This is a genomic window from Clostridium cavendishii DSM 21758 (assembly GCF_900141845.1).
GTDB classification, from domain to species: Bacteria; Bacillota; Clostridia; order Clostridiales; family Clostridiaceae; genus Clostridium_AG; species Clostridium_AG cavendishii.
Genome location: NZ_FQZB01000008.1, coordinates 123,224 through 147,210, shown reverse-complemented (window position 1 = coordinate 147,210; position 23,987 = coordinate 123,224). Strand labels below are relative to the sequence as shown.

Sequence of the window (23,987 nt, the reverse complement as noted above, 5' to 3'; positions counted from 1 at the left end):
TGTACTCTACAAACTAGTAATATCAAGGCTTAACAAATCCTATAAGCTTCTTATAAGCAGAATAATATAAGCTATTTATAAGCTTAGGAAGAATAAGAGTGGTTAACACCACTTCTTAACCTAACCTAACCTAATCTATTCTATCCTTTTCTTTTTAACAAAAGAATTAATATAAAAATTATTCTTATAAATTTTAATTAACAAGAATCTTCTTTGATATTAATATTATAACTTAATATTATATGCTTAATAAACTCTCTAGAATCTCTTTTAACAAGTAATCTTTATAATAACTATTATTTATATAAGAAATTAAATATTTTGCTTACAATTGATTATAGGGCAAATTTTAGTGATGATAAATGCTTTTTATTTTAAATTTAACTTAATAAATAAAAATATTCTTTGGAAAATGATTTTCTTATTTATTAAAAAATTACTTAGTTAAAGAATATAACAAAATATAAAAAATGAGTAATCTAGTGATAATATTAAGCTCATTAACATTATTAAATAAGTTAATATTATTAATTACAATATTGTTTATAAGTTATTTTTTATTGTTATTTAATAAAAAAATATTGATTAATAAATAATATGTTGTTATTATATAAATAAAAAAACTTATAAAGGAGTAATTAATATGGAAGGTATAGTTTTTATATTGGCTGCACTGATAATAATATCACCACCTATTTATCTAATTTCTAGACTTTTAAAGTGTATTTTTTACGAAAAGATAAACCTTAATATAATAAATTTTTTTAACAATAAGATAGTTATGTTTATTTTTGATACATTAATTTACTTAATGACTATCTTAGGATTTGTATTTATTAGTGAAGGAGGTATAGAAGGGGGAAGTCCTTTATCAAAGTATGAATATGGAGGTGAATATTTAAATTTTTATGTTCCTTTAGCATCAAAACATATATATACGGTTTTAACACTTTTTGTATTAGGTATAATAGCATATATAACAATAAAACTATATTCAAATATATTGTCACCTATAGTATACACTTTAGCTACAGCTATAATAATAATTAATATAGGTTTAGGAATTACATTTTTTATTCATACAAATGTAAATAATATAGAGATTCCAGTAATTATGTTAAAAATAGGCCTTTTATTAATTAGTATATTGTATTCTATACAATTAAAGTTTTCATTGGATGAGTTTATTAAAGATCAAAGAAAGGAAAACAAAAAATATAAGAATAAACTATTAAACATAATATATAAGTTTTGTATAAATTATAGAGATATGTCTATTTTTATTATAGCAATATCTTTTCCTATACTAATATTAATCCAATTAATATTAGTAATCTTTGGTCAACACCCTGATAGTTTTATAAGGGCGTTTTTGGATACTAGTAGTTATAATTTTTCTAAAATGGAAGTACCAGAACCTATATTAGTACATGGAGATGGACATTATCTATGTACAGTAGCTGTAAAAGGTCATAGAGGCTTTGTTAAACCTATAAGATATGGTATAAGACATGGAAATAAGATTGTAGTAAATAGACAACTTCTAGTAGCAAATGCTTTTGAAAATATATTAGAAGAGTATACACCTAAGCTTCATAAAATAATAAGATATATTTATGATAAATATGGATATCCTATAAGCAAACACATTAATACAAGCTTTTCAGCTGATATGATCTATATAGTTATGAAACCTTTAGAATGGTTTTTCCTTTTAGTTTTATATATAGTAGACAAAAATCCAGAAAATAGAATAAATATACAATATAGTGACTTGAGAAAGTAAATTTTTAGGTTTGTTTAATTACAAACAATATACAAATAAATTTACAATTAATATGTTTACTATTATGTTTACATATTTGTACTTGTAGTAGTTTGTACTTTTTTTAATGTAAAGGCTAATTTTTAGTATATTATTTTGAAGAATAATATTTAGATATGAGTAAGGTGGAGAAAAAAATATATTGTGAGTAATCTAATGATAATATTAAATAAATTTAAAAATCTAGATTTTATATAAAATAATTGTAATTAAAAGTATTCCTAGTGATAACTATAATAATTATAGATTAAATTTAATAGTTATCACTAGGAATTTATTATTTAAAAGATCTTTGTAGATAAAATTAATTTAGTATATATTGCAATTTTAAATCTACATTTATTTAAATAAAGTCTGTATAGCTTATTTAAAGGTAATATTAAATTTAATTTGTAGAAATCATATTACAACATATATATTAATATTTAAATACAACATATATGTAATCAATAGGTAAATATTTTAATTACATATATGTTTACATTTTGTAAATTAATTATTTAAAGGTAGAAAGATTATATAAAAATACTATATTTTTATAAATTAAATTTTGAGATTAGGAATGTTTTTTATTATCACTAGATTACTCATTTTTTATGAGTAATCTAGTGATAACTATATAGTATTTAAAATATAGAAAGTGTTTTAAATTATGGCTTTATTAAAGGATTGTGTTGAAATTATTATAACTTGATATAAAATTAAAGAATTTCAAACTTAGGCAGGCAATTTATGAGCATGGTTTATTGAATTTAAACTTTTTTAATTTTTGTATTATAGTACTAACTTGTGTGAGTAAAGTAATGATAAAAAAGTAAATGTATATGCAATAAAATATACATACATTATGTAAACATAAATAAAAACATGTTGCAAATGGTAATTAAAAGAAAGTTTGATATTTTATGTATATTAGATGTATAACTTGTCCATAATGCTTAAGGGAGGGATGTATTATGGAAGAATGTAGTTTAGTTAATATGAATTCAAATAATGAAAGGTATAAAGTGACGGAGGCTTCTTTTAAAAGTGCCATGCAAAGAATTAATACATTTAATAATACTAAAGCTACTATTTATTTTTTTAATAGCATGAATAGGTATATTCTAGAGTCTAATAATAGTGAGTTAAAATATATATTAAGATTTTTAGAGATTAAAAGGAAGATAGAGAGAGCAAAGAACTTAAGTAAAAGAATTAAAAATAAAAGAAAGTATTTAGGAAAAAATAGTCCACTTATTAATGAAATATATAATGATTTATTATTTAGTATTAGAATATAATTGGATAAAAATATATTTATAAAAAGTTAATTAAAATATGAAAATATTTTTATTTATAAAGATACAAACAAAAAAGTAAACAAATTTAGCGAGAAAATATTTATGTACAAATTTTTTATCACCATATTACTCATGCTGAGTAATATGGTGATAATTTTATAAACTAAAAAGTATACAAAATTATTTTTAAATAAAATTATATAATTACAAACATTTTTTAAATAAATTTATTTACTAATATAAAAATAAATAGTAAACATATAATATTATAATAATGTAAACAAAAATAAAAACATATAAGTTTGTTTAAAAGTTTTCTCTAAAAATAAAAAAGTAGGTAATTAAAGAATATACCTACTTTTAATAAAAATTTTCAATCTTGTAATTGAAATCTAACTTTCAATTATACACCCAGAGCTAGTATTTATTGATTTTTGAAGAGAAATGGAGTCTTCAAATTTATTAAGAGAACTATACTTTTTATATTCAGAACCTTTGAATAATCTAAATTCCGTAGTTTTAATTTTTGAAGTTGAAGAATTTATTATAGGAACATAAAATCCGACAGAAGAGTTTGAATTAATATCTTTTGAAATAAGCTTAGCTTCATTTAAGCCTAAACTTTCTCCTGATTTTAAAATTAGGACCCATGGAGTAGTGATTCTTTTAAGGAGTACATTAAGAGTTTTAGATAATCCTTTTTTATTATAATTATAGATTTTTACTAAGTAATGTTGAAGCTCTTTAACTCCAAAAGTTTTGTTATCATCATAAACTAATATAATTTCCTTACTTAATTCATTTACACTTTTTATAGTCTGTTCTAAATGTGGGGAGTCTTTATCTATTATAATTATTGTAGTAAGTGCATTTCCTTTTGTATCTATACTTTTTGTAGAAAGTTCTTTTAAAAAGGCAATTATATCAGTGGAAGCATCAAACTTAAATTCAGGATACCCAACTACTTTATCCTTAGAAGCTAAGTATTGAAGTATAGAAGCCTTTGTGTTGGAAAATTTCCCAATCTCATAATAACAAATAGCTTTTAAAAAAATTAGATCAGAAAAGTATTCATATTCAGTTATAAATTTATCAGCATAATATAATGCTTCTTTATATCTTTTTAAATCAAATAAAGATTTTACAAGGTATATAGATAAAAATATTCTAAAACCATTATCAAAACTAGGAATATTAAAAGCTTTAATATAATTTTTTATAGCAGCTTCTAAATCATTTAGTCTAAGGTATTCGTTACCTAGATTGTAATAATAAAATCCATCTTTTTCATTTTCATCATATTCTCTAAATATTGAAAGGTTTCGTTGAATTTTTTTTTGGATATCAGCCTTATTAATATCATAACCATAGTGATAAAGATTAATCTTATCTAAGAGTTCTACGCAATCATCACCATAGATTTCACATATTGAAGGAAAAATTTGTTCGTGAATCTTACCCTTAAATCTAAATTCAGGTCTATTTTTAAAAATTCTTAAGCTTTGAATACTCATATTTTTCTTACCATTTACAATATTTATAAGGTTTATACAATAGCATTCTATATTATCTTTTGTTCCAAGACTTTTCTTAAGTAGCATTCCATTAGAGGTATCAAGCTCTTCATCGCAATCAATATATAAAATGTAATCCATAATAGCATTATCTAAAGCTAAATTCCTGGCGTTAGAAAAATCATTATTCCAATTAGATTTTATTATTTTAGCATTAAAGTTTTTTGCTATATCAATAGTTTTATCTGTTGATCCTGTATCTACAATTATTATTTCATCAGCTATGTTAGATATACTTCTCAAACATCTGCCTATGTTCTTTTCTTCATTTTTAGATATAATACAAACACTCAAAGTAATCATAAATAACCCTCTTTCTAAGTTAAGATTTTAATTTAAAGTGATATATGCATTTAAGAAGTGGAGTAACTTTAAATTAATGTTCATTTTAAATATATTCTTAGGATAGTAATAAGTTACTCATTGAAAAAATATAATATTTACTTATAAGTTTTCAAGAATGTAAACAAATATATTTACGTAAATGTATTTGTTTCTAAAATTAAAAATAAAAATGGTGACTCTTACGTCACCATTTTTATAAACTATTTAAATTCAAAGGTAGATGTAGTTTTATCAACTATATCTGCTTTAAGCTTAGCTACTAGATTTCCACCTTTAGATGTGAAAACATTCTTAGCTATAATGGTATCCATAACACCATTAATATCAGCTTCAGTAAGATTTTCTTTAACCCCATTTATAGAAATGTTTGAATGATTTCCAGCTGAATTTTTAAAAGTCATAACTAGTGTTAAGTTTCTTTTACTCATTTTTTACCTCCCTTTTTTATTAAAGATTAATTCTAATAATTTAGAATTAAGGGCAAAATTTAAAATTAATTTTAAATTTTAAGCGCTTAATTCATTTGTTTAAATACTATAAATAGCTTTTTATGCTATAACAAGTATTTGCTCTTTCTGAACAGTTACGTTTTGAGAATCAATAAGCTTTGTAATTTCTTTAGAAACTAAGCTGAAATCTTCATCTGTTAAAGCAAAGTTAAGTTTACTTAATTTTTGAGATTTGAACTTAGGTTTTCCTTTCCCATCTACCCCGTTTTGATATTTAACAAGCATTGAAACTTTAACTGGTACTGCTGATACTGCCATATTATCAACTCCTTTCGCTTTATATATATACAAAGAAAAGAAGATTTACTGAAATTAAAAAAATTTTCTAAATTAGTTAATTTAAAAATTGCAAGTTTATTTACAAATAAAGTTATTAATGGTAAAATATAATTGTCACGGAATAGTGACTAAGAAGTAAAAATTAACTATACAAAATGTAAAATTATAATCAAAATATTATAATAATTTATTAAAAAGGAGATAAATTATGAATAAAAGAGAAGAAAACATAGACTCTTTAAGAGTGATAGCAGCTATATTAGTTATTATTACTCATGTCTCAGCTGTATATATATTGCAGAATATGAATACATTTAATTTAACTTTTGCAACATCATCAACAATATCTATTTTTACTAGATGTGCAGTTCCTATATTTTTAATGATTAGTGGACGATATTTATTGAGCAATTGGGATGGGAATGACGTAAAGGGTTTTTATAAGAAAAAGCTTCCTAGAGTAATTATACCGTGTATAGCTTGGAATATAATTTATACAGTTTTAATTCTTTTAACAGATCCTAAAACATCAATTTATAAGATAGGGAGTAATATAATTAATGAAGGTGCTTCAATTCATTTATGGTTTTTTTATCTAATAATTGAATTGTATATTTTGACACCTGTATTTTATAAAATCAAAAATGGTGTAAGTAGGAAAGCCTTTAGAAATATAAGTTGCTTAATATTGTTTATAGGATTTGTTGCAGAAATATCTAGATGTATGATAGGTTTTAAAAATATTCCGTTATATTATCCTGTAGAATTTATGGGATATTTCTTAATAGGATATGTTTTGAAAGATTATAAACCTAAGCTTAATTTTAGATTCTTTTTAATTTTTTATATATTACTTTGTAGTTTGGGAGCTTCAAGTGCAATGTTTGTTCAATACAAAGGGAGTATGGCTTGGCAATATTTTCATACAAGTCTAAATCCTCTTACATTACTTGAAGGTATTTCTTTATATATTTTCTTTAGTAATTTAAATTTTAAAAAGTACAAATTAGCATCATTAGCAAAATATAGTTTAGGTATATATGGAGTGCACATAGCCTTTTTAACAGGAATCATTGGTGCTACAAAATCTGTGCTAACAGGGTTTGTGTTTTTCGATATAATTATATATGTAGTTATTATTTTTATTTTATCTTTATTAACATCAATATTATTATATAAATTTAAATTTACAAGGAAGATTGTAAATTGATCAAATTTTAAAATAAGCGTGTAAGTAGTAATAAAAAAACTACCTACACGTCTTTTTGTTATATAAGTATATTATTAAATGTATATTTTATGAAGGAAATATATTTTTCAGAGAATTGTAATAATAAAATTTTATTTATAAAGTTAAGTTAAAAATAGTTAAAACAAATATATTTACTTAAATGTAAACATATTTGTTTTTATAATATTTGTACTAAGATTTTCAAAAATGTAATTTTTGAATTATTGAGTTATTTACATGGTGATTTATAGCCTTCAAGTTGCATAAATGTGCTATATGGATTAGGTATAATGGTGCATAGTCAAATTATTTTTATATAAGTTCCAATTAACTTTTTACATTCAAATTACTCGAAATCGTAGACTGCTCTAAAAATTCTGGATGTAGGTTATATATTAGAACCTATATATAATTACTCAAAGGGTAGTAATCTTTCAATTTTATATCCTTTTTCTTTAAGATGCTCTATAATACTATCTTCCCCAACATAGTGCTTGTACCCAACAGCAACCATATATACTTTTCCACTATTTAAAAGATTTTCTATCTTAGAAGTCATATTTATATTTCTATCATAAACAAGTAATTTATAATATTCAGGATTTTTTTTATCTTCTCTAATACTTTCTTCAGGATATGAAAGGGAGCCATCTTTAAAAGCATCAAATAGTTTAATTACATTTTCCTTATCAATATTATTACTTTTATTATTATCTTCATTTAAACATTTTTTTAGGGTATCTATATTGTAGATTTTAGATGATAAATCAAGTTGAAAGTCAACAGATTCAAGTTCAACAATTTCTTTTTTCTTTCCATTAAATTCATTAATTAATAATGAGTCAAAACTTGGCCCAGTAAAGTCAATTTTATTTAAAAGTTTGTTTTGAAATGTTTGCAATATTCCGAGAGGACTAAGTTTCTTTATGTCATCATAATTAATATCATTATCTTTACAAAGTTGTTTTAATTTGCTGATTTCATCTTTTGTTAATGAATCCTCTATTGTTCCTTTAGATAAATTAATTAAAGATAGGGCCTTGCTTTGAAAGTTATTATCTTTTTTCATATTACATTCTACAGCAATACCTGAACTTTCATCTATTATTTTGTTTATACTTTCATTAAAGAAATTACAATCTTTGGGTGAAGGATGCATAGTTCCAACTAGGTACAAATGCTTATCATTTGATGTAACTTTCCATATAAAGCCTTTAGTAGTTGTGGCAGTTTCAGTTTTTTTAGGTTTTTCACAACCAAGAAAAGAAATTGAAAATGATAAAAGTAAAATTGATATTAGAGTTTTAGATAATATTTTTTTCATTTTTTATCTCCTAACATTGTGATAAATTTTTTAATATTAATTTAATCTTATTATAGGTAATTAAAATTTTATAATAATATACTTTGTATAATGTACAGTTTTTGATATTTAAGATATAAATTTGTTTTAACAATAGTAAATAGTATTAATTACAATAATGTAAACATAATTACAAACTATATTATAATTAATTTGTAATTATAATATTTTAATCAAATTTAATAAGTTTCCTTCTTTAATTTGATATAGTTTTTTAGTATATTGAAGATACAGACTAAATAAAAAACAATAAAAATTCCCCAAACTAAAAAGAAATCCCAGTTATCTAAATTAAATGTAGGAAATGGATATAAAAAAGTTGATAATATTAGTAAAGTAAATACTAAGCCAAGACTGTAATCTTTAAGTATTCTTTTTAAGAGTTGAATTTGGGAGTGTTTATCTGAAAAAAAATCCAAATTATTATCTTTTAAAATTTTAAAGTAATGGCGTCCGTTAGAATCTGTTATGTTTATAACTTCTAATTCTTTTAGAAATTTGTAATAATTTAAGTATCCTTGACCATCTCTACTAAATTGTCTATAGTCTATTTTAAAAGTTCCATTAGGTTTATTTACTTTTTTAAATTTGTATATAAAAAAACATCTTTTAATAAATTCATAACCATTTTGGTTCATTTTGTTAAGATAGTCCTCCTCTTTCTTTAAATTCCAAGGACTAAAATATTTAATTTTTGTAATTATTTCTTTCATAAAAATCCCACCCTTTTTATGCAAATAAATTTATTTTTATTATAGAAAACAATTTGTAAACATAATTACAAACTATTAAATAAAATGTTTTAAGCTTATTTTTTGATTGATTTATAAATATATTATTTGAATTCAATTATAATTAAAGTTAATAAATCTCTTTTTTTAATCTTAAATACTTCTTTATGATATTAAATATATTATATAAAGTTAAAGCACAGAAAAATCCCCAATATAGAAGTGAGGACCAATCTAGTGCAATTGGAACGCTCCAAAGTATAAAAGGAGAAATATAACATAGTAAAATGATTATTAAAGTACGTGTATTAATTTTAAAAAGTTTTTTCAGTATGTCAATTTTGGATTGGGGTTCTGATAAAAAATGAATATTTGTATTATTTAGAGTTTTAAAATAATACAAGTCATTATAACGATCTATTTTTTCATAATCTAATTCATTTAAGAATCTAATATAATCTATATAGGATTTATAATCATTAAAAGTTCTATAATCTATTCTAAAAGTTCCACCAGGACCATTTAGTTTTTTAAATTTATATATAAAATTACATCTTTCAATAAATTCAAAACCATTTTGGCTCATTTTATTAAGATAAGCTTCTTCCTTTTCTAAATCACACAAACCAAAGTATTTAAATTTTTTGATTACACCTTTCATAAAATCTCCACCCTTTTAAATTATTTTAATAAGTCTTTTAAAATATTTTTACCATTTAAGTTCATTCTTTGAATTCTTTCATATTCAGCTAGAAGAAGTTCAAGTCCTAAGTCTGTTAAAGCATAGAGCTTTTTTCTTCCTTCTTCACCAGCTTCAATTATAGCTTTATCATTTAAGAGCTTTGAGATAGCCCCATATAAAGTACCAGCCCCTATTTTGACTTCACCATTTGTAAGTTCTTCGACGCCTTTCATAATACCGTAACCATGATTGGGAGTATAAAGGCTTAGGAGAATATAGTAAGTACTTTCGGAAAGTGGTAAATATTTTTTTATTTCCTTTTTCAAAAATTATCATCTCCATATATCAAAAACTGTTATATCAGAAATTGTTATATCGTTAACTGATATATCATTTAACTATATAATAATACCAAAATTTACATGAGTCAACATGTATTTGAATTAATGTAAAAATAAAATTCTAATAACTTAAATTGTATATGTTGTTAAATTAGAGAGTATTTTTTACTAATATGCTTATATATTTTTTCAGTACATATATTAATAGTGGTATATAAATATAAGGGGTATAATATGGCTAAATTTAAATTAAGTGAAATAACATCACTTTTTATTCATGGTGAGGATGATAATAATTTAGATGAGTTTATACAATTTAATATATATAAAAATATAAAATTAACTTGCAAACAAGGAAGTGACTACGAAATAAAGGCTATTTCAGGTTCTTTAGAGGTAGAGAGCTGTAAAATAGTTTATGGAATGAAAGGAAGATCTATTGAGGGACAAAACTTAACTGGGTGTAATTTAGTTATTATAGGAAGGTTAAATGTAAAGATAACATACGTTGCTTGTAAAATATGTAAAAACGTATGTTTATTAGAAGATTTTATACCCTTTAGTACGTTTATAGTAATAGATGGAGAAATATGTGAAGTAGGACCAATTAATTTAAAATATCTTATAGAGGATTTGGAAGCTATTATAATAGATAAAAATAATATATTGGTTACTTCTACATTATTAATTAAGTATGATAGGGAGTATTGTTAAGTATAAAAGTTATGAGAGTAATTAATGAATGTAGAATAGATTTTAATTATAAGATGACTCCTTTAAGTCCTATTATAGCTAAGACTATATTTAGTAATAAAACAGAAACTATTGTGGCAGATGATATGCTTAAGGTAGAAAAGAAGGTTGATAAAGAGTATGCATCTAGCTTTGATATTTTAAGATACACTATTATAATCTCCAATATAAGCGATAAAATTGTTACCAATATATTTTTTCAAGACTTTTTACCTAGAGAAGTAAGATTTATTAAAAATTCAGTGAGAATAAATGGAGTAAAGCATAATTGTATTAGTGTTATTAAAGGTTTTTTCATAGATAATCTTAAGATTAGTGAAACGACAGAGATATGTTTTAAGGCTATTGTGATGCCGTATCATTGTAACATAGCTATTAAAAATCAAGGGAATTTTAAATATGATTATATTTATAACGTAGAAAAACCACCAGTTAGATTAGACAAAGAAACTAATGAAACTTCTACTAATATTAGAGATAATTTATTTAAACAATTTAATATTACTGATATTTTTTCTTTTAAGTGTTTTAAAAATGAAAAAGTATATATAGAAAAATTAAGTGTAGATGTTAATGTAATAAAGACAAAGTTAGTTAATACTCCAGTTACTAATACAAAAGAACATGAGGAAAAAACATTAAATAATCTTGTAGTTATAGGTACTATTGAGTATAACATAGAATTTATAGTGAATAGCATGTGTTATAGAAGATGTGAAAAGTTAAATGATATTAGGGGGTTTTCTACTAATATATTAGTTCCTTATGGAATAGAATTTTGCTCACATAAAGATTTAGATGTAGGTATAGAACATTATTCTGAGATTGCTTGGTTAGAGGATGAATTATTAATATATACAATAGCATTAATAGACATATAAAAAATGCTAGTATGAAATTTATAAATTCTTGAAAATATAAAATGTAGTAATAGAATAGTATATGATATTAATTATATATAATTAATAAAAAGAAACACTATCGAAACCTAATAATAGATTTTGATAGTGTTTTTATATATACGAAATTATTTATAGTTATAGCAATACTTTATATTATTATAGATAAAATAAGGATTATGAGAACAATTTTTAAAAATCTACTTTTTTAATGAGGATCTATATTCAAAACTGTTTTTTTAGGATAAGGAGAAGTTTTTGATTTAGTAGTTACAATAAAGTCAAACCTAAATCCAAGAGGTGTTGTTATAGGAATAAGAGATTCTATTTTTATTACTCTAGTATCATTTGGAGCTAGATTTTTCATTATATCTAAATCAGCTTGATAAAGAGTGTTTTTACTTACATCTGCTATTTTGATATCATCAATATACAAGGTGTAGTCAATACCTACAGGATCTATTTTTAGATTATAACTATCATAACCACCACCAGTATTTTGAAAATAATTGATTATTGTGGCTACAGAACCCGGCTGAGTTATTCTAAATGATGTTGAGTCATTTACTTTATCTATAGGGTTTGGTAATAAAGAAACTCCAGGTGGTAATGAACAAGTTATAATATTACTAGTTTCCCCTCCATAAATCTTTGTTGATACGTCATTATAATACTTAGTTGCAGTAGCTTGAACTTGCATAGAAGAACCAGAGTTAAGATTTGGTTTAGGAGTTAAAATAAAAGTTAAATATCCTGTCATATTAACATCTAGTGAAGGGATACTAATAACTATCTTTTTGTTTATAGAATCATAATTTGCAGAGCAGCTAGTGGTAACATTAATTGAAGTAAATATAAAGTTATCGTTTATTGGAATTTCAACTGTACCATTTATAAGTTTTATATAACTATTATTTAGAAAATCTAGTTTGAATAACATAATAGAATTTGTATTTATAACTGCAGTTTGAGTATATATAGTAGAAGTTGTAGTATCTGTTGCAGTAAGAGCTAAAACAATATTAGGATGATTAATAGTTATAATTAGATTTTTACTAATAGAATAACTTGTTCCTGTAGCAGTTTGTTTATAAAAAACTTGGCAAGTATTTGTTTGAGTTGATGTTAATGTGTTTACAGTTTTAGTTGCATTTGTAATCTTGCAATTTAGAGTATAGATTATGGTTTGAGAAGATAATCTAGCATCTATAGTTCCTTCATTTGGGAAAGTAATAATATTATTACTAACAGATGGTGTTATAGGAAGATTATTTCTAAATGCAGAGCCTTCATAAGATTGATTTCCACTTGGTAGAGTATCTTTTATATATACACCATAAACTATGGTTCCTTGAGGAATAGTTAAGGTTATAGTATATGATATATCAGAACCAACTTTTAATAGAGTATTATTTGTAGTTTTTGCAAGAGAAATAGAAGCTGAATTTATACTAACAGAAGCTGTTTTATTTAAGTTTGAATATCTAAAATTATCTAAAGCAGCATCATAAAGTTGTGAATAAGGATTAGTATTAGTAGCTGTTGTTGTTATTGTTAAATTTGGAGGAATATAGTCACTAAGAGTTACGCTATAAAATAGAGTTAATGACTGTCCTGGAGCTAGTTTATTGATAGGAAGCTTAATATTTGTAGAATCATAAGTTACAGAGCCATATAAACCAGTTCCTGTAACTTGTATTGTGTTTGGCATAATGGTGAACCAAGATGACAAGGTATCATTTAACTCAAAACTAAAGGCATCAGTTTCTGTTCCTAGGGTATTGGTGTTTGTAATTTTTACAGTATAAGAATATATTTCAGAAGATTTTATTGTAGTTTTATTAGGGCCACTTACTGATTTTGTTAATTGTAAGTTGGGAGTACCTATATTAATTAATACCTGAGTTCTATTACTATAAGCTACATTGTAAGTGTTTATTCCCTTTATCTTTAATAGGTTCATATTTTGTCCTGAAGAACCTAGGAGTTTAATTGGTACTTTAAAAACTATAACTGAAGATGATGAGCCTGGTATATCTCCATAATAAAAATCTTGGCCATGAGGATCTATTGGAAGTGGTGTTGTGGAAGTTGGAAGATAACCTGTAATATTATAAGTTAAATTATCAATAGGATCAGCTGATAGTGGGAAAAAGTCATCTAAATAAATCTGTTTTTGAATTGCTTTTAAAGTACTTGCATCGTAAGTTAGTCTATACTCAGCTAAATCTCCTGGGGCTAAGGTTGAGATTGTTTTTACAGTACCATTTCTATAGTATCCATTCAAAAATTCTTTTTTTATACTAGGAAGAGTTATGCTACAAGAAGTAGTAGCAGAGTCTGAAACATTTAGTTGTAATTCTATAGTTATTCCACTAATGCTAGCTATAGCTATGAAATCATCAAAGCTTACAACTGGTAACTTAGGGTCAGGAGCTATATTTTTATATCTATAGTAACTATCTATCTTTGTATAGATGGTTATAGTTGTAGTTGAATTTTTTATTGCTATAGGTCTATTGTAAGTTAGATAGTATCCTTTTAAAGTAGGATCGTCTACTACTGAAGTTGGAGTAACAGAGCTAGAAGTATACAAAATACCATCAGGGATGAAATAATTTACAACTATATTTTGAATATCGAAATATTGTCCTACAGAGTAGGTATAACTAAAATTTACTAGAGATTGAACATCTACAGATGTTTTATTTACTGTTGTTGTAATTATTAAATCCATAGCATAAAAATATATACTTGTATCATAACTATCATCAATAGAGCTCATATTCATAAGCATATTTAACTTTGTACCATGATATATTAAATTACCTTGATTATTATTATATTTATTCCAAACAGCATAATTAAAAACTAAAGTAGTATTACTGTTTTTAGAGAGTAGTACACTTCCATAATATAGCTGTATATAATTTTTTCCGTTTATAGTTACAGTGGAGATTATTGGAGATGAAAAACTACTAGAATCTGTACCAGAAGTTGAGAATATTCCAAGATATCTGATACCATCCTCAAGTAATATGGTTATATTAACTGTAGAAGTAGAAAGTGAATTATTAAAAAATTTGCAGGTTGAAGTATAAACCTTTGTATAATCTGTTAAATTAGGAGCTGTACCAGCTCCTTTTAATACTTTACCAGAGGTTGAAATAGTTGAGTAGTATCTACAACTCTTAAATGTCATGTTAGCTTGTTGTAAATATTTTTCATTACCAGTATCGTAATTACCTCTAGGTTTTGTATCAACTTCACACTTTACTATTATTCCTGAAAATACATATCCAAAAGGAATAGATGTACCATTTTTAAAGGTTGAGGCACATTTTAGCGTAATGTCAAATACATAAGGGGCTTCTAGTGGTGCAAGATCTTTTAAATTTATCCATGAATTAAGAGATGTTCCATCTGTATTTGAAATAGTTGATGTTACTGGTAATGTAGAGCTAGAAAGTGTAAGACCATCAGGAAGAGATAAATATATATTTAAGTTATAAAGTCTAATAGATGAACTAAGATTTCTTACACTTAAGGTAAAGCTACTAGTACCACCAACCATAATTAAAATATTGTTGGTTTTATTAAGAGTTAGACTTAAAATTTCAGAACCCATATTTTTCTCCTTTATATTAATAAAAGTTTAAATTATATATTTAGGCTTATTTTTTTTATAAAGCATCTATTTAAGTAGACGCATAGAAATTTTCATTTGTAATAAGTTAAAATGATTAAATTTAAAGGTTTGATAAATATTAAGATAGATTTTTACTCACATACGTTAATATGAGTAAGTTTGTTGGTAGCCGAATTAGAAATTTGGATATTCACTTATAGTATATTCAGCTGATTCAATAGGAGTTCAATATATAATTGATTATAAAATTGATAATCTATAGTTAACAATGAAAAGATTTATCCATTTTCATATAATCTATACAATTAATAATGTGGCAAAGAAAAATTCTCTACATAAAATATAAGTAATGCAAAATATTTTTAATTCACAAGTTAAGGAGGATAGAAACGTGACTCTAATTAATAGATTTTCATGTATTGATAAAGCAATTATAGTTTCTACAGGAAATAGTTTAGTAGTATGTGGTGATACTATTACATTAAATGCTAACACATCAGATATGATAACTACCGCAGGTACAGCTACTAGAGATTATACAAAGGCAGGTTCGTCTGCAAGTATAAATATATTACCTAATAGTACTATTTTGTATGCAGAATTAATTTGGTATTCAACTGTTACAAGCAATGATCCTTCAGCTCTTAATGTTATAAGTACAGCAAATGCACCTATAAATCTAATGACACCTATAAATTCTATAACTATAACCCCACAAAATACAGAAGATTATACTGCACCATCTGGATCTATTGAAAGATTTAGATCTGCAAATGTTACAAATATAATAGCAAATTCATTAAGTGGAAGTTATACTGTATCAAATGTTCCAACAAGTATTCCTACTACTGGATTAAGTGATACTAGAGCAGGATGGACTCTTGCTGTAGTGTATAGAAATACAAGTTTTAGACCTAATAAGATTAATTTTTCATCTGGTATATCTTATATAGATCAAAGTACGCCAATTCAAACAACTTTAACAGGATTTACAACTGAAAATGATACTATGGGATTAAAAGGTAATATAGTTTTAGCTGCAGCAAATGGAAATCCTCGCATAATATCAGGAAGTTTAAAGGCTGGAGCATCTTTTGCAAGTTTAGTTCAGCTTGGTAATTCTGTTGGAGCTCCAAATGCAAATCCGGGAACAACTCCTAATAACCCTTATAATAATCTATTTGCAGGTCAAATAAATGTTTGTGATCCTTTAGATAGTAGTGTTGGACTTATCAATATAAATGGTACAAATGGAAGTAAAAATCATGATGCTTTTGTGCCAACCCAAGTATTAAATGCAAGGAATAAATGGGATTTAACTAATATAAGTTTAAATTCAGCATTATCACAAAACCAAAATCAAGTAGCTATACAAATATCTCAAAATAATACAAATTCAGAATTAGAACTTTTAGGCTTAGGTACCCAAGTAAGAGCTTTGGCTCCTAATATAATTACAACATTAGATGCTTTTGATTCTGATGGAGATAGTGAATATAACGTTGAAGTTGGAGAACAATTAATATATCATGTACAAATAAAAAATAATGGAGAAGGACCAGCAAATAATGTAACAGTGACATGTCCCATAGCTTCTTGTTGTTCATTTATACCAAATTCAGTGAAAATAAATAGTGTAACTATGATAGGTGCGAATATTGCAAATGGAGTAAATGTTGGAACCATAGACCCATCTGGAGTAACTAATATATTTTTCTCTGTTAGAGTTAATTCACAACCACAGAATGGAAAATTCAGCTCTATAGCAAGTTATCATTATGAATTCATATCAGGTTCTGGTTCACCAAATTATATAAATTATGATAATACTAACACAATCACGATAATAGTCCAATCAGGAAATTTAGAAGTTACAAAATCAGTTTCTGCATTAAATGCAAATATTTCGGATAATTTATTATATACAATTAATATCAAGAATATAGGGTCTGAAACGGCTCAAAATATACTTTTCCAGGATGTTATAGGAAGTTACTCCACTTTTGTTACAGGGAGTGTAACAATTGATGGTGTTAATAAGCCTACTTTAAATCCAAGTCAAGGATTTAGCTTAGAAAACTTATTAAAAGATGCTTCTACAGAAATAAAATTCTCAGTAACTGTAAATTCACTTCCTCCATCAACTAAAATAGAAAATTCATCTTTGGTAACTTTTAATTATATGTTTAATCAATATCCAGCGTTAATAGAAAAAACAATAATGAGTAATGTGACTTCAGTGCAAGTAAACTATGTTGATATAGTAGGAAATAGGACTAATAATAATAATTATCCAAATGTAGGGGATCAAGTAACTTACACTTTAACATTAACTAACGTAGGAAATATAAATGCTACAGATGTACAAGTAAAAGAGCCAGATATTCCAGGAGCAAGTTTTGTTAGTGGAAGTGTAACTATTGATGGACAAAGTAAACCTCTATTAAATCCATTTGAAGGTTTTTCAGTTGCTACAATAACACCTCAGCAAACTGTAACTATAACTTATAAGGTATTAGTAAATGAAATTCAACCAGGAGAAACAGTTGAAAATATAGCAAAGGTTCCTTTTAAATATCAAATAAGTTCTGAAGGTCCAGTTATATCTACAGAGAAGGATTCTAATAAGGTTATTACAAGGTCTAACTTTGTAGTTATGACTAATCCTGAAACTGTAGATAAAGCGTATGCAACTATTGAAGATATATTATACTATTCAGTAAATTTGACTAATTCAGGAAATATAGATGCAGTAAATACAACATTTTTGTCAGATATTCAATCAGATACAACTTTTGTAGCAGGTTCAGTTAAGATTAATGGTGTATCTTATCCAGGATATAATCCTAATCTAGGATTTAGTGTAGGAACTATTTCACCTGGAGTAACTATTAATGTTAGTTATCAAGCTAAGGTAATAGCAGTTCCAAATCCTAATGTAGTCTATAATAATTCTAAATTAATATACAGTTATAAACCAGGTCCAAGTAGTGTTTATATAGTAGATACAATTACTAGCAACACAGTTCAAACAATAATAAATAAAAAGAGTATGACTATAAATAAAGAAGTAGATAAAGCTTATGCTCAATTAGGAGATTCTTTAGTTTATAAAACAATTATAAATAACAATGGAACAGTACCTTTAACAAATGTAACTTTTGTAGATAATTTGCCGGTATATTTAAGTTTTATACAAGGGTATGTAGTTATAGATGGAGTAATTTATACAGATATCAATCCTAATAATGGTTTTAGTTTGCCAGATATTTATCCAAATGAAACTCATGAAATAGTGTTTATAGCAAAGGTAATTACAGCACCACCACCAGCTTATGTTGTAAATATGTCACAAATAAGTTATAGCTATAAAGTAAATCCTTCTTCACCAACCATAACAGAAACAACTTATTCTAATGAAGCAAGGACTGATATTATAAATGGTGTTTTAACAATTACAAAATCAGCAAGTAAAGCGTATGCAACTATAGGTGATACAATAAATTATTCATTTAATGTATCTAATATAGGAAATACAACAGTTAAAAATACTAATTTTAAGGATATAGTACCTCAGGGAGCTACTTTTGTAGCAGGTTCAGTATTTATAAATGGAACTAGTAAGCCTAGTTTTAATCCAAATACAGGTTTTACTATAGGAGATTTAAATGTAGGTCAAGTTGTTAGAGTTAGTTTTAGTGTTACAGTAAATAGTGTTCCTAATCCAAATGTTTTAAATAATACAGCTTCAACATCATTTGAATTTAAAGTAGATCCAAGTAATCCTGTTATAAGTAAAACCGCTACAAGTAATACAGCTTCAACAGTTATAAATATAGGTTCAGCTACACTAACAAAACAGGTAGACAAAGATTATGCTACAATTAATGATATATTAACTTATACAGTAACAGCTACAAACACTGGAACTACAGATTTAACCAATGTAAATTTCTTAGATTTAGTTCCAAATGGAACATCCTTTGTAGAGGGGTCAGTAGTTATAGATGGTGTAAGTAAGCCAAGTTATGATCCTAGTGTAGGATTTAACTTAAGTAATATGATAACAGGAACTTTTATTGTAGTATCATTTAAGGTTAAGGTAATAAATGTTCCAACACCTCCAGTAATAAGCAACTTTGCTACTATAAATTATAATTATAAGATAGATCCATCTGGTGCAACTTTTAATGGAAATAAAACTAGTAATACCGTAACAACCAATATAAATAAAGCTGCAGCAACTAATGTAAAAACTGTAGATAAGTCATATGCAACAATAGATGATGAATTAGTTTATACTTCAGTTATAACCAATACAGGTAATATAGATTTAACTAATACTAAATTTGTAGATGTTATTCCTTTTAATACAAGTTTTGTTTCTGGTTCGGTTATAGTAAATGGGGTGTCAAAGCCGGAGTATAATCCAAACACAGGATTTACTTTAGATACAATAAGTAAGGATAATTCAGTAACTGTTATTTTCAAGGTTAAAGTAGACAGTCTACCAGATGATTGGAAAGTAGTTAATACTTCTAATGTATCATATGAGTATAAAATAAATCCAAATGAGACACCTATAATAGGAAATGTTACAAGTAATTTAGTAACTACAAATATTAACGTAGGAAGTTTAACAATAGCTAAAACTGCGGACAGAGATTACGCTAGATTAACAGATGTAGTTATTTATAATTTTGTAATAACTAATACAGGAAATACACTTTTAAGTAACTTCATGTTCCAAGATATTATTCAAGTTGAATCTTCTTTTAATTCAGGATCAGTTTATGTAAATGGAGTCAATAAGCCAAGTTTCAATCCAAATACAGGATTTGCTTTAGATAATATACCAATTGGTAGCTATGTAACTGTAAAATTTAGTGTAACAGTAAATTCAGTTCCAACATCAGGAAAACTATATAATACAGGTAATGTTAATTTTTCATATTATGTAAATCCCAATGGAACTCCAGTATCTAAAAAAGTAACATCAAATCAAACTACAGTTAATGTAAATGCTGCTATTATATCTGCAAATAAATCAGTAAATAAATCAATAGCTAAAATAGGAGATACTTTAACATTCACAGTAATCTTAAATAATGCTGGGAATATTGCAGCTCAAAGAGTATATTTTGAAGATATATTAGACACTAATATAAGTTTTGATTCTGGTTCTGTTATAGTAAATGGAGTTTCTAAACCAACCTATGATCCTAATAATGGATTTAGTTTAGATGATATAGCAGGATTAACATCTACCACGGTGATATTTACAGCAACAGTTATGACTAGACCAAGTGACAATATAGTTGAGAACTTTGCAACTATTGAATATGAATACAAACCAGATCCAGGTAAACCTGCTGTTCCAGTAACAATAACAACTAATATAACAACAACCTATATAGCTTATGGTGAACTTACACTTACTAAAGCTGTAGATAAGTCATATGCAACCATTGATGATGCTATAACCTATACAGTATATGTAAAAAATACTGGGTCAGTAAATGCTACAGGATTATCATTTAAAGATATTGTTCCAAATGCAACTTCTTTTAAGGAAGGAACAGTAATAGTAAATACTGTAAATCAGACTAGTTATAATCCTAATACAGGTTTTAGTTTACCTGATTTAGTTCCAAATCAAATAAATGTGGTTTCTTTTGTTGTAAATGTAGATTCTGTACCTGTTTCAGGAAAGGCTGAAAACACTGGAGATGTTACCTTTAGTTATAAATTAACACCTACAGAAACTATAGAAACAACAGTAACCTCTAATAAAGTAACGACTTATATTAATTTAGGACACTTGAATGTCAATAAAGCTGTAGATAAGGATTATGCTACAATTGGAGATAATTTAAGTTATACAGTAACAGTTAAAAACACTGGTAATGTGGAATGCTCAAGTGTGTTATTTCAAGATATGATTCAAGCAGAAGGTAGCTTTGTTAGTGGATCAGTCAAAGTTAATAATGTTAGTAAGCCTTCGTTTAATCCAAATACCGGGTTTAATTTAGATAATATAGCTCCAAATTCTATTGTTACTATTACTTTCTTAGTAAAGGTAAATTTACTTCCAAGTAATTATATTATCTACAATACTTCAAATGTTGGTTATGCTTATTATGTAAATCCTAATAATCCTGCTATTTTAGCTACAACAATAAGCAACACTGTACAAACTAGAATTAATATAGGAAAATTATCAGCACAAAAGGAAGTCAGTTTAGCTTATGCAACAATTGGTGATACAGTAAGTTATACTATTACAGTATTTAATGAAGGAAATGTAAATTTAACAAGTGTTAACTTTAGAGATGTTATTCCAAGCGGGTTAAATTTTGTCACTGATTCTGTAACGATAAATGGAGTTTCTAAACCAGGATATGACCCATATCAAAGTTTTACCTTAGGTACTGTAATTTTAGGAGAGTCAGTAGTTGTTAAATTTGATACTTTAGTAACTAGCCTTCCAACTCCTTCTTTAGTATCAAATACAGCAAATTTAACTTTTGCTTATAAGATAGATCCATCAGGTCAAGAAATAATTTCAGAAATTACTAGCAATACTGTTACAACTCAGATAAACAAAGGTGAGATGACTCTTACTAAACAAGTAGATAAGGCTTGGGCAACTATAGGAGATATATTAACCTATACTGTAGTAGTTAATAATACAGGAAATATAGATAATACTAATGTAATATTCTTAGATGGATTACAAAGTGAAGTATCATTTAATGCCGGTTCAGTTATAGTAAATGGTGAAAGTAAGCCAGATTTTAATCCACAAACAGGCTTTAGTCTAGGAACAATACAGGCATTAGGAAGTAGTACAGTATCATTTAAGGTAACAGTCAATTCTCTTCCCGCAGAATATGCAGTTAAAAATTTTGCAAATGCAACCTTCTCTTATAAGATAAATCCAAACGGAGCCACCTATACTAAGACTGCTCAATCTAATAATGTAGCAACAGTAATAATAGTAGGTGGATTAAGTGCAGCTAAGGTGGTAGATTTAGCTTATGCAACAATAAATGATATTCTAAATTATACTATTACAGTTAAGAATACTGGAAATGGTGTTGAAACATCTATATTCTTTATAGATACACTATCAAATGGAGCTAATTTTATAAATGGAAGTGTACTTGTAAATGATGTTTCCTATCCAAATTATAATCCAATAACAGGATTTTCATTAGGTAATATACTAGCTGGTAATACTGTTGTTGTAAAATTCCAGGTTAAGGATAATTCAGTTCCAGTTCCACCTCAAGTAACAAACTATGCTGCAGTTAATGGTTTCTACAGAGTAGATCCACAAGGACCAGACATTCCTGTAAGTGCAACTTCTAATACAGTTTCAACTCAAATAAATGTTGGAAGTATAGCAGTTAATAAATCTGTAGATAAGGATTATGCAAAGGTAGATGATACTTTAATATACACTTCAGTAATCACAAATGTAGGAAATGTAAATGCTACTAATGTAAGTTTTTATGATACACTTCAAGCTGAGCTTATGTATATTTCAGGAACAGTTTCTATAAATGGAGTTGTTTATCCAAATCTAAATCCAACTACAGGATTTAGTCTAGGAGATCTTGCTCCAAATCAATCAGTAACTGTTATATTTGATGTTAAGATAAATGCTCTACCAGTTCCGCCTCAAATATTAAATAAATCTCAAGTAGAATTTAGTTATAAGATAGATCCAAGCGGATCAATAATAACTAAGACAACATTTAGTAATACTGCAACTACAAATGTTGTAAAAGGACAGCTTACTACTACAAAGACAGTTGATAAAACAATAGCTACAATAGGGGACGTTCTAGTCTATACAGTTAATATAACAAACACAGGAAATTCTATTGCTACTAACGTTTTATTCCAAGATACTCCTTCAGTAGGAGCAACTTTTAAAGCTGGTTCTGTATTAGTAAATGGAGTAAGCAAGCCTAGCTTTGATCCTACAGTAGGATTTTCTTTAGATGATATAGGTATAGGTAATGTAGTAACAGTTCAGTTTAGTGCAGATGTATTATCAGTTCCACCTACTAATAAGGTGACAAATCAAGCTGTTATAAATTATAAGTATATTGTAAATCCAAAAGAATCTCCTATTAATGGAACTTCTAATTCTAACACTGTAACTACTAATATTGCTTTAGGTAATTTATCTGTAACTAAGGTAGTAGATAAACAATTTGCAACGATAGGAGAAAACTTAACCTATACAGTTACAATAACAAATACAGGTAATATAAATGCAACTAATGTTGTATTCCTAGATCCTACACCTCAAAATTCAGTATTTGTTACAGGCTCTGTAACTATAAATGGATTAAGTTATCCAGCACTTAACCCTGAAGCTGGATTCCCTCTAAACACAATGCTACCTGGTGAAATAATTGTTGTTGTATACAAGGTTAAGGTAATTAGCTAATTACTTTAATTTAAAATCTAAGGAGGCTATATCTAATTGATTTGAAAATCAACATT

Annotated in this window: 14 protein-coding genes; 6 read left to right on the top strand and 8 right to left on the bottom strand. The window is 26.0% G+C overall.

What is annotated here, in order from left to right; all coding sequences use genetic code 11:
- Positions 1–643: 643 nt before the first annotated feature.
- Entirely contained in the window at positions 644–1,786 is a 1,143-nt protein-coding gene (locus BUB01_RS09315; RefSeq protein WP_084108589.1) for a DUF6688 domain-containing protein, read from the top strand.
- A 995-nt stretch (positions 1,787–2,781) separates the two neighbouring features.
- Positions 2,782–3,108 carry a hypothetical protein gene (locus tag BUB01_RS09310; protein ID WP_072986438.1) on the top strand — a complete coding sequence of 109 codons (327 nt, stop codon included), beginning with the start codon at positions 2,782–2,784 and terminating at the stop codon, positions 3,106–3,108.
- Between the two features lie 392 nt (positions 3,109–3,500).
- On the opposite strand, the gene BUB01_RS09305 is transcribed toward BUB01_RS09310, so the two are convergent.
- The 3 genes from BUB01_RS09305 to BUB01_RS09295 form a co-directional block, all read right to left on the bottom strand.
- The gene (locus BUB01_RS09305) at positions 3,501–4,985 is read right to left on the bottom strand and encodes a glycosyltransferase (protein ID WP_072986437.1); all 1,485 of its coding nucleotides are present in this window, start codon (positions 4,983–4,985) and stop codon (positions 3,501–3,503) included.
- A gap of 242 nt (positions 4,986–5,227) precedes the next feature.
- Positions 5,228–5,455 carry a DUF2922 domain-containing protein gene (locus tag BUB01_RS09300; RefSeq protein WP_072986436.1) on the bottom strand — a complete coding sequence of 76 codons (228 nt, stop codon included), beginning with the start codon at positions 5,453–5,455 and terminating at the stop codon, positions 5,228–5,230.
- Positions 5,456–5,575: 120 nt separating this feature from the next.
- Positions 5,576–5,794 carry a DUF1659 domain-containing protein gene (locus tag BUB01_RS09295; protein WP_072986435.1) on the bottom strand — a complete coding sequence of 73 codons (219 nt, stop codon included), beginning with the start codon at positions 5,792–5,794 and terminating at the stop codon, positions 5,576–5,578.
- A 229-nt stretch (positions 5,795–6,023) separates the two neighbouring features.
- Here BUB01_RS09295 and BUB01_RS09290 point away from each other — a divergent pair, with 229 nt between their 5' ends.
- Complete coding sequence (locus BUB01_RS09290; protein ID WP_072986434.1) at positions 6,024–7,025, top strand: acyltransferase; 1,002 nt, start codon at positions 6,024–6,026, stop codon at positions 7,023–7,025.
- A 433-nt stretch (positions 7,026–7,458) separates the two neighbouring features.
- Here the strand turns inward: BUB01_RS09290 and BUB01_RS09285 are convergent, their stop codons facing one another.
- The 4 genes from BUB01_RS09285 to BUB01_RS09270 all read right to left on the bottom strand — a co-directional run bounded on the left by BUB01_RS09285 (position 7,459) and on the right by BUB01_RS09270 (position 10,148).
- Positions 7,459–8,370, bottom strand: a complete 912-nt coding sequence (locus BUB01_RS09285) for a TraB/GumN family protein (RefSeq protein WP_072986433.1) — start codon at positions 8,368–8,370, stop codon at positions 7,459–7,461.
- Positions 8,371–8,588: 218 nt separating this feature from the next.
- Positions 8,589–9,122, bottom strand: a complete 534-nt coding sequence (locus tag BUB01_RS09280) for a DUF2812 domain-containing protein (RefSeq protein ID WP_072986432.1) — start codon at positions 9,120–9,122, stop codon at positions 8,589–8,591.
- A gap of 148 nt (positions 9,123–9,270) precedes the next feature.
- Positions 9,271–9,801 carry a DUF2812 domain-containing protein gene (locus BUB01_RS09275; RefSeq protein WP_072986431.1) on the bottom strand — a complete coding sequence of 177 codons (531 nt, stop codon included), beginning with the start codon at positions 9,799–9,801 and terminating at the stop codon, positions 9,271–9,273.
- A gap of 20 nt (positions 9,802–9,821) precedes the next feature.
- The gene (locus tag BUB01_RS09270; protein WP_072986430.1) at positions 9,822–10,148 is read right to left on the bottom strand and encodes a PadR family transcriptional regulator; all 327 of its coding nucleotides are present in this window, start codon (positions 10,146–10,148) and stop codon (positions 9,822–9,824) included.
- Between the two features lie 249 nt (positions 10,149–10,397).
- Here BUB01_RS09270 and BUB01_RS09265 point away from each other — a divergent pair, with 249 nt between their 5' ends.
- Positions 10,398–10,877, top strand: a complete 480-nt coding sequence (locus BUB01_RS09265) for an SPOCS domain-containing protein (RefSeq protein WP_072986429.1) — start codon at positions 10,398–10,400, stop codon at positions 10,875–10,877.
- Complete coding sequence (locus tag BUB01_RS09260; RefSeq protein WP_072986428.1) at positions 10,871–11,797, top strand: DUF11 domain-containing protein; 927 nt, start codon at positions 10,871–10,873, stop codon at positions 11,795–11,797. Before BUB01_RS09265 ends, BUB01_RS09260 begins: the two co-directional genes overlap by 7 nt.
- 226 nt (positions 11,798–12,023) lie before the next feature.
- Here BUB01_RS09260 and BUB01_RS09255 read toward each other — a convergent pair whose 3' ends face one another.
- Positions 12,024–15,443, bottom strand: a complete 3,420-nt coding sequence (locus BUB01_RS09255; protein WP_072986427.1) for a hypothetical protein — start codon at positions 15,441–15,443, stop codon at positions 12,024–12,026.
- Between the two features lie 412 nt (positions 15,444–15,855).
- Between BUB01_RS09255 and BUB01_RS09250 the strand changes: the two genes are divergently transcribed.
- Positions 15,856–23,931, top strand: coding sequence for a DUF7507 domain-containing protein (locus BUB01_RS09250; RefSeq protein ID WP_072986426.1), 8,076 nt, complete (start codon positions 15,856–15,858; stop codon positions 23,929–23,931).
- The last annotated feature ends 56 nt before the right edge of the window (positions 23,932–23,987 follow it).